Origin of the sequence: Nocardia terpenica, from assembly GCF_013186535.1 — a bacterium.
Taxonomy (GTDB): domain Bacteria; phylum Actinomycetota; class Actinomycetes; order Mycobacteriales; family Mycobacteriaceae; genus Nocardia; species Nocardia terpenica.
In genome coordinates, this window is record NZ_JABMCZ010000003.1 from 1,170,666 (window position 1) to 1,183,404 (window position 12,739).

Annotated in this window: 14 protein-coding genes; 5 read left to right on the forward strand and 9 right to left on the reverse strand. The window is 69.8% G+C overall.

Annotated elements, in window-relative coordinates; all coding sequences use genetic code 11:
- The first annotated feature begins 40 nt into the window (after positions 1 to 40).
- The 3 genes from HPY32_RS27045 to HPY32_RS27055 are packed head-to-tail and all read left to right on the forward strand — an operon-like array spanning position 41 to position 2,303.
- Positions 41 to 532, forward strand: coding sequence for a hypothetical protein (locus HPY32_RS27045; protein WP_067576941.1), 492 nt, complete (start codon positions 41 to 43; stop codon positions 530 to 532).
- 5 nt (positions 533 to 537) lie between these two features.
- A complete protein-coding gene (locus tag HPY32_RS27050) occupies positions 538 to 1,677 on the forward strand; it encodes a sensor histidine kinase (protein WP_067576943.1) in 1,140 nt (379 codons plus the stop codon).
- Positions 1,629 to 2,303, forward strand: coding sequence for a response regulator transcription factor (locus tag HPY32_RS27055; protein ID WP_067576945.1), 675 nt, complete (start codon positions 1,629 to 1,631; stop codon positions 2,301 to 2,303). Before HPY32_RS27050 ends, HPY32_RS27055 begins: the two co-directional genes overlap by 49 nt.
- Here the strand turns inward: HPY32_RS27055 and HPY32_RS27060 are convergent.
- Entirely contained in the window at positions 2,296 to 3,354 is a 1,059-nt protein-coding gene (locus HPY32_RS27060) for a cytochrome P450 (RefSeq protein ID WP_082870427.1), read from the reverse strand. The genes HPY32_RS27055 and HPY32_RS27060 overlap by 8 nt on opposite strands.
- An 86-nt stretch (positions 3,355 to 3,440) precedes the next feature.
- Positions 3,441 to 3,575: a tryptorubin family RiPP precursor gene (locus HPY32_RS46600; protein ID WP_216676378.1), complete on the reverse strand. Its 135-nt coding sequence runs from the start codon at positions 3,573 to 3,575 to the stop codon at positions 3,441 to 3,443.
- A gap of 107 nt (positions 3,576 to 3,682) precedes the next feature.
- On the opposite strand from HPY32_RS46600, the gene HPY32_RS27065 reads away from it, so the two are divergent.
- The gene (locus HPY32_RS27065) at positions 3,683 to 4,984 is read left to right on the forward strand and encodes a cytochrome P450 family protein (RefSeq protein ID WP_082871019.1); all 1,302 of its coding nucleotides are present in this window, start codon (positions 3,683 to 3,685) and stop codon (positions 4,982 to 4,984) included.
- Here the strand turns inward: HPY32_RS27065 and HPY32_RS27070 are convergent.
- The 7 genes from HPY32_RS27070 to HPY32_RS27100 all read right to left on the reverse strand — a co-directional run bounded on the left by HPY32_RS27070 (position 4,866) and on the right by HPY32_RS27100 (position 11,410).
- Positions 4,866 to 5,780, reverse strand: coding sequence for a DMT family transporter (locus tag HPY32_RS27070; RefSeq protein WP_082870428.1), 915 nt, complete (start codon positions 5,778 to 5,780; stop codon positions 4,866 to 4,868). The two genes, HPY32_RS27065 and HPY32_RS27070, sit on opposite strands and share 119 nt — an antisense overlap.
- Positions 5,777 to 6,733, reverse strand: coding sequence for a phytanoyl-CoA dioxygenase family protein (locus tag HPY32_RS27075; RefSeq protein ID WP_067576953.1), 957 nt, complete (start codon positions 6,731 to 6,733; stop codon positions 5,777 to 5,779). Before HPY32_RS27075 ends, HPY32_RS27070 begins: the two co-directional genes overlap by 4 nt.
- Positions 6,734 to 6,762: 29 nt before the next feature.
- Entirely contained in the window at positions 6,763 to 7,737 is a 975-nt protein-coding gene (gene egtD, locus HPY32_RS27080; protein WP_067576955.1) for an L-histidine N(alpha)-methyltransferase, read from the reverse strand.
- 165 nt (positions 7,738 to 7,902) lie between these two features.
- Positions 7,903 to 8,586, reverse strand: a complete 684-nt coding sequence (locus HPY32_RS27085) for an ABC transporter permease (RefSeq protein WP_067576957.1) — start codon at positions 8,584 to 8,586, stop codon at positions 7,903 to 7,905.
- Positions 8,583 to 9,350 (reverse strand): ABC transporter permease, encoded by a 768-nt coding sequence (locus tag HPY32_RS27090; protein WP_067576959.1) that lies wholly within the window; start codon positions 9,348 to 9,350, stop codon positions 8,583 to 8,585. The genes HPY32_RS27085 and HPY32_RS27090 overlap by 4 nt, the downstream gene beginning before the upstream one ends.
- Positions 9,347 to 10,504 carry an ABC transporter ATP-binding protein gene (locus HPY32_RS27095; RefSeq protein ID WP_067576961.1) on the reverse strand — a complete coding sequence of 386 codons (1,158 nt, stop codon included), beginning with the start codon at positions 10,502 to 10,504 and terminating at the stop codon, positions 9,347 to 9,349. The genes HPY32_RS27090 and HPY32_RS27095 overlap by 4 nt, the downstream gene beginning before the upstream one ends.
- Before the next feature lie 9 nt (positions 10,505 to 10,513).
- Positions 10,514 to 11,410 carry an ABC transporter substrate-binding protein gene (locus HPY32_RS27100; RefSeq protein ID WP_067584049.1) on the reverse strand — a complete coding sequence of 299 codons (897 nt, stop codon included), beginning with the start codon at positions 11,408 to 11,410 and terminating at the stop codon, positions 10,514 to 10,516.
- Positions 11,411 to 11,654: 244 nt separating this feature from the next.
- On the opposite strand from HPY32_RS27100, the gene HPY32_RS27105 reads away from it, so the two are divergent.
- Complete coding sequence (locus tag HPY32_RS27105) at positions 11,655 to 12,650, forward strand: glycine betaine ABC transporter substrate-binding protein (RefSeq protein ID WP_067576963.1); 996 nt, start codon at positions 11,655 to 11,657, stop codon at positions 12,648 to 12,650.
- Positions 12,651 to 12,739 lie beyond the last annotated feature (89 nt).

The following is a 12,739-nucleotide window of genomic DNA, read 5'->3' on the forward strand; positions in this document are numbered from 1 at the left end:
GGTGGTGGGTGCGAGGGTGTCGTCGGCCGACGCTGGAGGCATGAACGGCATGCAGAATACGGTGTTCGAAGGCGCGGTGATCGTGCTGATCCTGGGCTGGATCATGTACCGGCAGATGCGGTGGCAGGTGCTCGATCAGCGGCGGATGTGGCGCATGCCGATCATCCTGGCGGTGATCGGTGTGTTCCAGCTGAAGTCGGCGGTGTCCGGGGTGCAGATCAGTACCGTCGCGGTGTCCCTGCTGGTGCTGTCGGCGGTGCTGAGCGTGGCCGTCGGCGCGGCGATGGGGCAGCTGTCGCAGCTGCGCGCGGCGGACGGGCAGATCCTGGCGCGGACCGGCTGGGTCGGGTCGCTGCTGTGGCTGGTGCTGGTCGCGGTGCGCATCGGGGTGGATGTGTGGGCGCATTCGGTGGGGGCGACCATCGTCACCGCGGTCGGCGTCATCCTGCTGATGCTGGCGCTCAACCGGGTGGGCCGCAGCGCGGTGCTGCTCCGCCGTTCCGAACAGTTCAGGCTGGTTGCGGCACACTGAACCGGATGGCCGTCACGATCACACCGCCGACGAGACTGAGCAGGCTGCTGCGCCTGGTCGGTCTCGTCTCCGTCGTGAGCGCGGTCATCAGCACGGGCCTGCCGGGGCAGCGGTGGGAACTCGCGCTGATCGCGGTGTCCTGGGCGGGGTGGGCGCTGTTCATCGTGGCCCCGGTGCGTCCGCGCTGGCCGGTACGAGTGTCCTTGTCGCTCATGGCGATCTGCGGCGGCCTCACCATCGCGTATTCGGCATCCTCGGCGATCACCGCGCTGGCGGCCGTGTTCGTCGCCGTCTCCCTGGCCGACGATTCGCCGGTCGTCGGCCTGGCCATCGCGGCGGCGGCCCTGCTGAGCTCGTGCGCCTCGCTCACGGTCGCCCAGGAGCCGCCCCGGATGCTGCTCAACCTGATCGTCGGCACCGCGGTGATCGGCCTGATGGGCTGGAGCCGCCGCCAGGCCCGCATCTCCGCCGAGCAGAATCGCCTACTGCTGCAACAGAATCGGGTGATCCGCGCGGAACGCGACCGGGCCGCCGCGCTGGCCGAACGCGGCCGCATCGCCCGCGATATCCACGACGTGCTCGCCCACACCCTCGGCGGGCTGGTCATGCAGCTCGACGCCGCCGACGCCCTGCTGGAGGCGGGCGAGGTGGACCGTGCCGCCGACCGCGTCCGCGCCTCGCACCGGCTGGCGGTCTCCGGCCTCGAGGACGCGCGCCGCGTGGTGGGCGCGCTGCGCTCGGAGGGCATCGACCTGGCCGCGGAGCTGCGGCGCCTGGCCGACGAACATCGCGGCGCCGGTGGGCAGGTCGAGGTGCGCACCGATACCGAGCTGCGCGGCATCGACGCGCAGGCGGCGGTCGCGATCACCCGTGCGGTGCAGGAGTCGCTGACCAATGCGCGCAAACACGCTCCGGGCCAACCGGTCTCGCTGTCGCTGCGGGCCGAGGACGACCGGCTCGCCGTGGACATCACCAATCCGCTCGCCGCCCAGCGCGGTTCGCTCACCGGCTCGGGGTCGGGCGCGGGTCTGCTCGGGATGGGTGAGCGGCTGGCCGCCTCGGGTGGCACAGTGGAGGCGCGGAAGGAGGACGGGCGATGGACGGTGCGGATCCGGGTGCCGCGGTTTCGCGCGGCGACGCCGTGATCACGGTGGTGGTGGCCGACGACCAGACCACGGTGCGCGACGGCCTCACCACGGTGCTGTCGCTGCTGCCCGACGTGCGGGTGGTGGGGGAGGCCCGCGACGGCGCGGAGGCCGTGGAACTGGTGCGCCGCCTGGCCCCGCGCGTCGTGCTGATGGATCTGCGCATGCCCGGCATCGACGGCGTCGCCGCCACCGCCGCGATCACCGCCTCGCACCCGGGGACCTCGGTGCTGGTGCTGACCACCTACGCCGACGACGCCTCCATCGCCGGGGCACTGCGCGCCGGGGCCCGCGGCTACCTCACCAAGGACGCCGGGCGCGCCGAGATCGCCGCCGCCATCCGCTCGGTCGCCAGCGGGCACACCACCCTCGCCGCCGATGTCGGCGCCCGGCTGGTCTCCGCGCTCGGCGCGCCCGCGCCCCCGCCCGCCGCCGATCTCACCGATCGGGAACTGGACGTGCTGCGCCTGATGGCCCAGGGCCGCAACAACTCCGAGATCGCCAAGGAGCTGTTCATCGGCGTCAGCACGGTCAAGAGCCACATCAATTCGCTGTTCGCCAAGCTCGACGTGCGCGACCGCGGTCAGGCCATCGCGTACGCGCATCGCACGGGATTGGTCAGGTAGCAACGGGTTTCGCGCGCACGCGCAGGTCGGCGATCTCCAGCAGACCGTCGAGTTCGACCCGGCCGACGACCTGGTCCGGGTCGACCGCGAGCCCGTCGCGGCGGGCGATGTCGAGAATGCGTTCGGCCAGCGGCAGCACCAGGTGCCGTCCCCAGCAGCGCTCGGACGCGTGACCGAACGGCAGATAGCCGGGATGGGTGTCGGGGTCGAGTTCGTCCCAGCGGTCGGGGCGGAATTCGTCGGGCGCCTCCCACAGGCGCGGGTCGCGCTGGCTGAGCAGGGGGAGCAGCAGAATATCGTCGCCCACGCCGATCCGGTCGTCGACGGCCGCGTATTCGGGCCCTTTGAGCCGCAGCAGATTCCAGGACGGCGGCAGCAGCCTGAGGGTTTCGAGCAGAATATTGCGATTGGATGTTTCCGGCGGCAACGGAGAGGCCAGCCAGACGGCACTGGTCACCAGCGCGGCCACGGTGAAACAGACCGGCGCGGCGACCCGGCGGTACAGATACATCGCGTACCGGCGGTCCCGGAAATTATCGGCCCGGAAAACCTGTTCCGCCAGTTTCGACAGCGGCCGGGCCGAACCGGTTCTGCCGATCAGCGCCGCCCCCGAGGTCACCGCGGACCAGGTCAATTTCGGCGTCAACTCCAGGCGGCGGTCGACGAGCACCCGGAATCGGAAATCCTCGTGGCCGAACACGAGATCTCGAACGTAATCGTGCGCCCGCTGCGGCCAGCTCCCGGTGAGGTCGATATCGGTGTCCGGCGGGGTCTTCAGGGCGGCGCGCACATCGGCGGTGACCGCCTGCATAAAGGTGGACGCGTCGGCGCGGCTGACCGGGCGGTGGTGCACGGGTTTGAAGGTGGGCCGCTCGTCGGGCCGGGCGGGCCGGGCGGCGAGCACCGCGTCCATGAGGTCCGCTCCCGCGATCCCGATGGTGTCGGGCTCCAGCCGGAACAGATCCTGTCCGCGGTATTTGTCGAAGAGCTCGGCGATTCGCGGCGCGAACACGACGGTCCGGGAATGTCCGGCAATATGGTGTGCAGACATGGCGATATTCCTGAACGGCGGGTGGGTCTCGCGCCCGATGCGGCGAGCCGATTCGGGCGCGAGTGCGGAAGTGACGCGTTACGGAATCAGATCCAGCCGTACCACGCGTACTGCTTCAGGCTCTTCCCCTGCTTCATCCGCTTGACAATGCGAACAAGCGCCATGACTACACCTCCTGGTTCGAGTGTGTTTCGAAGTTCGCGCCCGGATCTCGGGCGCATCTGAAGAGTATGTGAGTCGCTTCGGCGGCGCGGTGGTATCGCGCAAAATTATTTATTAATTATCGAACCCGGATGGAAAATTGATGGGCGCGGCCTATTATTTCGGGATGAATATCGCGGCCGCGAGCGCGATCGAAACGCTCGACGACGACTTCTACGCCGACCCGCACGCGCACTATCACCGCTGGCGGGCGCGCGGGCCGGTGCTGCGGGTGCACGCGCCCGAGGGGGTGGTGAGCTGGCTGATCGTCGGCTACGCCGAGGCCCGCGCCGCGCTCCGCGATCCGCGACTGTGCAAGAGCGCCAACGGCATTGCCGCACTGTTCCGCCGCACCTACCCCGGCGCGCCCGCGAACGCGCCGCTCACCCGGCTCGGCCACAACATGGTCAACAGCGACCCGCCCGACCACACCCGGCTGCGCACGCTGGTGAACAAGGCGTTCACCCCGCGGGCCGTCGCCGCACTGCGGCCGAAGATCGCGGAATCCGTTGCCGCGCTGCTGGATCGGATGGCCGAGCGGCACGAGGTGGACCTGCTTACGGCGTTCGTGCTGCCGCTGCCGGTCGGCATGATCTGCGACCTGCTGGGGGTCCCGCGCGCCGATCAGGCCGAGTTCCGGCGCTGGGCGCGGGAGATGTTCCGGATCGTCGGGGCCGAGCGCGACGCGGCCATGGAGACGATGCGGGAGTACCTGCGAGAACTGGTGCGGGCCAAGCGCGCCCACCCGGGCGCGGACCTGCTGTCCGGCCTGGTGCACGCCCGCGACGCGGACGACCGGCTCACCGAACAGGAGCTGATGGACACGGCCGTCCTGCTGCTGATCTCCGGGCACGGCACCACCGTCGACCTGCTCACCACCGGCGCACTCGCCCTGCTGCGCGACGAATCCCTGATGCGGGAGCTGCGGGCGAATCCCGCGGCGATGCCCGCCGCGGTGGACGAGTTCCTCCGCTTCGACGGCCCGGTCCACCTGACCACGGTCCGCTACACCGCCGAACCCGTCCGCATCGGCGACATCGACATCCCCGCCGGTGAATTCGTGCACATCGCCGTCGCCGCCGCCAACCACGACCCCGCCCACTTCCCCGACCCCGACCGCCTCGACATCACCCGCCCCACCGACCAGCATCTCGGCTTCGGCCACGGCGCCCACTTCTGCGTCGGCGCCGCCCTGGCCCGCATGGAGGCCGAGGTGGCCTTCACCGCCCTGCTGCACCGCTTCCCCCACCTCCACCTCGCCGTCCCCGAATCGGATCTGGTGTGGCACAACAACTTCGGCTTCCCCACCCTCACCGCACTGCCGGTTCGGCCGGGGCCGTCGGGCCGTTGCGATGCACCCGCCTCCGCGTCGACGGCAGCGCGACCCCGAGCAGTACCAGCGCCGTGCCCGCCAGCGTCATCGGCGTGAGCGGCTCGTCGAGTACGGTCGCGCCGAGAACGACGGACACCACCGGGAGCAGATAGGTCACCACCGACGCCGCGACGGAACCGCCGTCGGAGATCACGCGATAGTTCAGCACATAGGCCACCCCGGTGCCGAGCAGTCCGAGGACCGCGAGGGCGAGCAGGGCGTCGAGGCGCGGATGCGGCGCGGGCGCCCCCTCGACCACCAGGGCGGGCATCAGCAGCAGGCCCGCCGCCGCGAGTTGGCCCGCCGACAGCATCATGGGCGAGATGTCTCGGTGCGCCAGGAATTTCTCCATGTACACGTAGCTCACGCCGAGGAAGACCGAGGCGACCAGGCACTCCAGCCCGCCCCGGCTCATGAGGTCGGAGCCGGACCGCCACGGCGAGAAGATGAGCACACAGCCCAGGAATCCGATCAGCAGGCCGCTCACCTGTCTGACGGTGTGCCCCTCGGACTTTCGGCCCCAGACGGCGACCGTGAGCAGCGTCCACATCGGTGTGGTCGAGCTGATGACACCGGCCGACGAGGTGCGAATACCCTGCTCGGCGATCGTGTAGAGCAGGTACGGGATCGCGTTCGCCAGCGCGGCCGACACCAGCAGATGACCCCAGACGGCGGGGGCGCGGGGCAGGCGCCTGCGCTGGAAGGCGAACACCATGAGCGCGAGAAACGCTGCGCCGATGAGCATTCGGAAGAACGTGACCTGAACCGGGCTCAGGGCCCGCAACGCTATCTTGATCCACAGAAAGGTCGATCCCCAGCACAACGCGAGCAGACCGATTCGGACCGCGTTCACGCGCCCGAGGGCGAGCAGCCGACCACGGGATTGAGCGGCGACAGGGCCAGGCCGCCCGGTTCGACGCCGGGCAGGAACGTCGTCCAGCTACCGCTGAGGATGGTGGGCCGCTCGACGACCCGGGCGCCATCGGCGTAGTAGGTCGACGACAGTACCCGCCGCGGCGCCGAGGTGCGATTGGGACCGGCGGTGTGGAAACAGTCGACCGCGTGGAAGGAGACCTCCCCGGCCGCGTACGGGGTGGCGTCCGGTGCCTCGCCCAGGGATCGCAGCGTCGTCTGCACGCGCTCGTCGTAGGACCGATCCTCGGTCGACAGCGGTATCGACCCCAGCGCGTCGGCCGCCGCGCCGCGGGGCAGGCAGCCCAGCGGGCCCATCTCGGCGGGAATGGGGTGCAGGGGAATCCACGAGGTGCACACGGCCGGGGTGTCCAGCGGATAGTGGTGCGAGTCTCGATGCCACGGCGTCCGGCCGCAGCCGGGCTCCTTCGACAGGATGTTGTCGTGATAGAGGCGCACCGAGTCCACGCCCAGCAGTTGCGCCGCGATATCGCCGAGCCGGCGCGACAGCGCGACGCCGCGCATGAGCGGATCGCTGCGCCACACCTGTTCCAGGGCCAGGAAGCGCCCCGGATTGGCCGGGCCGTACTCGCGGTCGAGGAGCTGGTTCGCGCGGCGGAACAGGGCGGCCAGCACCGCGCGCGGAAGCACGTTCGGCAGGCGCACGTAGCCGTTGCCGCGGAAGTGCTCGATCGCGGTGTCTGTCAACGGATATCGGGCGTCGAGGCTGGCGAGCACCTCGCGGTCGGAGGCCGCGTCGCCGGTCGAGTGCACCGGCCGCGTCGCGGTGGGCTCGGTCGGCGGGTTACCGGCCAGGGTCATGTACCAGTCCCACCACTGCTGGTCGTCGCCCGACCAGGACGTGCCGGGAGCGTTCTCGGGTGTGGTCGTCATCGGCCGTGGAATCCTTTCGGTCGTGCGCGTCAGTCGCAGACCTGGGCCAGGGTGACGAGATATCGGCCCAGGTAGTCGCTCCATAGATGCCGGGCGTCGAATCCCGAATCCGTCAGCTCGCGCACGATCTGGTCGGGGCGGAACTTCGCGGAGATCTCGGTGCGCACCTGCTCGCCCTCGGCCAGGCGAACAGCCATGTCCGCCAGGGGAATTCGCACGGTCATCGCACGCGTGGCGCGTAGCCGCATCTCGATCCACGCGTTCTCGTCGTCCCAGATCGCGACGTGTTCGAAGGCATCGACATCGAAGTCGGCGCCGAGTTCCCGGTTGAGCACCCGCAACACGTTCCGGTTGAACATGGCCGTGACACCATCCGCGTCGTCGTAGGCGGCGACCAGCGTCTCCGGGTCCTTGACCAGGTCGTTGCCCAGCAGCAGCCACCCGCCGGACCCGCAGACGTCCCGGATCGAGGCGAGCAGCTTGGCCCGCTCCGGGGGCAGGAAGTTGCCGATCGTGCCGCCGAGAAACGCCACGAGCCGCGGTGTTTCGCCGGGCAGCCGGTCGAGGTGCTCGGTGAAGTCGCCGACCACGCCGTGTACCACCAGGTTCCGATAGTCGTCGGCGATCCGCCGGGTAGTGTCGCGCAGCGCCGATTCCGAGACATCCACCGGCACGAACCGGCGCAGGGTGCCGTGCGCGGACAGGGCGTCGAGCAGCAGCCGGGTCTTCTCGCTGGAGCCCGACCCCAGCTCGACCACCGTGCGCGCCCCGGCGGCGCGCGCGATGTCGGCGGCGTGGTCGACCAGGATCTCGCGCTCGGCGCGCGTGGGGTAGTACTCCGGCAGACCGGTGATCGCCTCGAACAGTAGGCTGCCGACCGCATCGTAGAACCACTTGGGCGACAGGAACTTCGGCGCCGCGGTCAACCCCTCCCGAACGTCGGCGCGCAGCGCCGCGGCGAGGTAGTCGTCATCGAGATGCACATCCACCCGGACCGGGCTCATCGTTCGAATTCCCCCCGTGAGTCGAACAGACTTCAGTCTCGATAATTCAGCCTGTCCCGCCCGCGCGGCAGACCACAGATCTCAGGGCTGGCGATCATGGCGGTGGATCGTCTCCGCGCGTACTCTGCGGGCCCGATTCGCTTGGGGGACCAACGAATTCGGGAGCTAAGCCACCTTCGTCCGGCGGCGGAGGCGGCCGGTGCCCGGGGCGCTGAGCCAGACCAGCACGGCCAGCAGGGCATCGAGGGTCAGGGCCAGCACGGCCACCAGGATGGCGCCCACCAGGACGCGGTCGTACTTGTACAGGTTGATGCCGTCGAAGATGTAGCGGCCCAGGCCGCCGAGGTTGACGTAGGCGGCGATGGTAGCGGTCGCGACGACCTGCAATGTGGCCGAACGCAATCCGGTGAGCAGGACGGGTAGCGCGTTGGGGACCTCCACCCGCAGCAGCACCTGGGGTTCGGTCATGCCCATCGCCCGGGAGGCGTCCACCACATCCGGGTCCACGTTGGCGATGCCCGCGTACGCACCGGCCAGCAGCGGCGGCACCCCGACCGTGACCAGCGCCAGCAGCGGCGGCAGCAGGCCGAGGCCCAGCAGCAACACCACGAAGGTCAGCAGGCCCAGCGTGGGCAGGGCGCGCATGGCATTGGCGAAGCCGACGATCACCGCCGCGCCGCGGCGGGTATGCCCCACCAGCAGCCCGATCGGCACCGCGATCGCCGCCGACAGCGCCACCGCCAGGAAGCTGTACCAGAGCTGTTCGAGCAGCCGATGCTGAATCCCGGTGGGCCCCTGCCAGTTCGCGCCATCGGTGAAGTAATGCCAGGCGTCGATGAAGAGGTTCATGCCGCCCCTCCTAGGAGCTTCCGTGTCCAGGGCAGCTTCCGCGTCCCCGGCGGCGAAGACTTCCGTGTCCCCGGCAGCGAGGACTTCCGTTTCCCCGGCGGCGAGGACTTCCGTTTCCCCGGCATGCTTTTGGCCGGGGACAACCACGGAGTAGTCCAGCGCCCGATCAGAAACAGCACCCGGTCCACCACCAGCGCCACCACCAGCACCACGATGATTCCGGCCACGATCTCGTCGGGATAGTCGCGCTGGTAGCCCTGGGTGAACAGCTTGCCCAGCCCGCCCACCCCGATCAGCGCGCCGACGGTCACCATCGAGATATTGGTGACCGCCACCACCCGCAGGTTGGCGACGAAAACCGGGAGCGCCAACGGGAATTCGACGGTGAGGCTGCGCCGCAGCCGGGTGTAACCGATGGCGTCGGCGGCATCGAGCACCGCCGCCGGCACCGAATCCAGCGCCGCCGGCACCGCGATCACCAGCAGCGCCACCGAGTAGATGCTCAGCGCGATAACCACATTGAGCGGATCGATGGTCGCGATGCCCGCCAGCGGCGGAATGATCACGAACAGCGCCAGCGACGGAATCGTGAACGCCAGGCTGGCCAGCGTCGCGGTGACCCGCCGCAGCCACGGCACCCGCCGCACCGCCGTGCCCACCGGGATGGCGATCACCAGCCCGATCAGCAGCGGCACCAGCGCCAGATACAGGTGCGTGCGCGTGAATCCAGCGATATCGGCGAAGTTGTCGATCAGGTACCTCACGGCGCTTCTTCCTTTTCCTGCTCGAAGAAGTGCCGATTGCGCGCCTCGTCCTCCTCGGCGCGCTGGGCGGCCAGCTGCTCGATGATCTCGGTGGCGTACACCGCACCCACCACCGCACCCGAGTCGTCCACGGCCACACCGATTCCCGACGGAGAGGAGATCGCGGCGTCCAGCGCCTGGCGCAGGTCTCCACTGGGCGGATACAGCGAGCCGCCCGCGGCCATGCTGTCGGCCAGCTTGTGCCCGGCCCGAACGCCCTCGACGCCGGTCACGTCGACCCAGCCGAGCGGATGCCGCGTCGGGTCGACGATCAGCACCCACTCGCCCTTCGCCAGCCGGAGTTCGTGCGCCTGCTCCACCGTCGCGGTCCGGATGTCGTGCACCGCAACGCCGTTCGCGCTGCGGAACGACAGGCCCCGGTAGCCGCGGTCGCGTCCGGCGAAATCGGCGACGAAATCGGTTGCGGGCTGGGCGAGTACGCGCTGCGGCGCATCGTACTGCTGCAGCACGCCGCCGCGGGCGAACACCGCGATCCGGTCGCCGAGCTTGATCGCCTCATCGATGTCGTGGGTGACGAACACGATGGTCTTGTGCAATTCCGCCTGCAGACGCTGCATTTCGGCCTGCAACTCCTCGCGCACCACCGGGTCGACGGCGCTGAACGGCTCGTCCATCAGCAGGATCGGCGGATCGGCGGCCAGCGCCCGCGCCACACCGACGCGCTGCTGCTGCCCGCCGGACAGCTGCGCCGGATACCGCCCGTCCAGGCCGCGATCCAGCCCCACCCGATCCAGCACCTCGTAGGCGGCCTTGCGCGCCGCGCGGCGGGTCTCGCCCTGTAGCACCGGCACCGTGGCGACATTGTCGAGCACGGTGCGGTGCGGCAGCAGCCCGCCGCTCTGGATGACATAGCCGATGCCGAGCCGCAGCCGCACCGGGGAAACCTTCGAAATATCCTCGCCCGCAACGGTGATCGTGCCCGAGGTCGGCGTGATCATCCGATTGATCATCCGCATCGACGTCGTCTTGCCGCAGCCCGACGGGCCGACGAAGACGGTGAACGAGCCGGACTCGATGCGCAGGTCCAGATCGGTGACCGCGGTGGTGCCGTCCGGATAGGTCTTGGTGACACCGCTGAACTCGATATCGGACACGGGGTCCTCCTATCCGACCGGCTTGTCCAGCCCCTGCGCGGTCACCCACGCCTTGGCCGCCGCCGCCGGTTCGGTCTTGGTCGGGCCGGAGACTTGATCGTTGAGCGAGATCAGCGCGGCCGTGGTCAATTTCGCCGACACCGCGTCGAGCGCCTGCAACGCCTTGTCGGACTTCTTCTTGGCGTTGAGCACCGGCACCACGTTCTGGGCCGGGAAGTTGTGCCGGGAGTCCTCCAGCACCACGAGATCGTTCTGTTTGATCGCGGGGGAGGTGGTGAAGATATTGGCCGCGGTCACCTTTCCGTCGGTCAGGGCACGCACGGTGGCCGGGCCGCCGCTGTCGCCGATCGGGACGAATTTGTCGGGCGCGATATCGAGCCCGTAGTCCTTCTTCAGGCCGGGCAGGCCCACGGGCCGCTCGGTGAATTCGGCCGGGGCGCCGAAGGTGACCTCGGACGAATGCGCGGCGAGGTCGGCGATGCTGTGCAGATTCCACTTGTCGGCGGTGGCCCGGGTGACCACCACGCCGTCGGAATCCTCACCGGGGGCCGGGGTCCCGGCGGCCAGGTCGCCGCCGAGCGCCTTGGTCAGCGCGGCGTTCACGTCGGCCGCCGCGGTCGCGGTCGACGACTTGTCCAGGTACTGCAGCAGATTGCCGGTGTATTCGGGGACCACGCTGATCGAACACTGCCGCAGCGCGGGAATGTACGCCTCCCGGCTGCCGATATTGAGCTTGGTGTCGACGGCGAATCCGTTGGCGCGCAACGCTTCCGCGTAGACGTCGGCCACCGTCTCGGATTCCGGGAAGTTCGCGGAGCCGACGGTGAGCTTGTTGGTGTCGCCGTCGCAGCCGCCGCCGGATCCGGCCAGCGGGTTGGAGTTGCCGCCACAGGCCGACAGCGCCATCGCCGCGGCCAGGGCGACCGCGGTGGCGAGGAACCGCACCGCGGTCAGGGCGGGCCGTAGCCCACGCCGACGCGCAGGATTGCTGATCGAGGATTTCACTGACTGTCCTTCCGATGTCCCGGGCCGTGCGGTCGGGGTTCGGCGCGCTCCGATTACGATGCGTGTCCGGGGCGGCCGCCTTCTGGCTGTCCATACTGGCAGCCGGGTGTCGTTCTTACTATCTATCGGGAGTGGGTGTCGCCGGATGGAGTTGACCGGTTCGATGCGGGCGACGGCCCGCGCGCTGGTCGCGGCGATGGCCGCTACGCTGGCCGTTTCCTGCTCCGGCGGCGGCGAGAGCCCGACGATTCGGGTGGGCGCGGGCGATTCCGCTCAATCGGATTTGATTGCCCGGATCTACGCCCAGGCCCTCGCGCGCACCGGCGCCCATACCGCCGTCGTGGCGCATGTGGGACAGCGCGCGGACTATCTGGCCGCCCTGGACGCGGACAGGGTGACCCTGGTCGGCGACGACAGCGGCGACCTGTTGACGGCCCTGGACTCGACGGCCACGGCACGGCTCCCCGACAAGAACGCCGCGGCCGCGGCGGCCGAGGCTCCGAACGATCCGACGCGGGTGTCGGCGGTCCAGCAGCCACCGAATGTCGCCGACGCGCTGAGTCGTGCCCTGCCCGAGGGACTGTCCACCTCCGACATCGCCGACGGCACCGACCTGCGGCCCGCCTTCGTGCTGGCCCGCGCCGAGGCCGACCGGTACCCCGGGACACTGCCCGAGCTGGCCCCGCACTGCGCCGAGTTGACCGTCGGCATCGCCACGGGCAGCGAACTCGACCCGCTGCGCCCCGCCCCGGACCCACAGCGCGACGTGCTCACCCCGCTGCGCGAGCGGTACCACTGCGACATCACCCACTACACGGTCTATCCCGGCGACTCCGAGCTGCGAAAGGCCCTCGCCGACGGCCGGATTCAGGCCGGTGTGCTCACCGCCCCCGCGGCCCTGCTCCCCGGCGGCCCGGGCGACCTCGTCCCGATCGCCGACCCGGCCTACGCCTTCCGCGCTCACAGCATCGTCCCCCTCTTCCGCCAGGGCGCGCTCACGGGCACCCAGATCAAGAAACTCAACTACGTCGCGGGCGAACTGACCACCACCGACCTGGCCGACCTGATCGGCAAAGTCCGCGACGAGCACGCCGCCCCCGACGACCTCGCACGCGGCTGGCTCGACGAACACAATCTCTGAACCCCGCTGTCCCCACCGGTTATTCCGGCTCCCGAGCGTACCCTCGGAATAGATCATCGCCAGCGGTAATCTGCTTCTGAATCACCGAG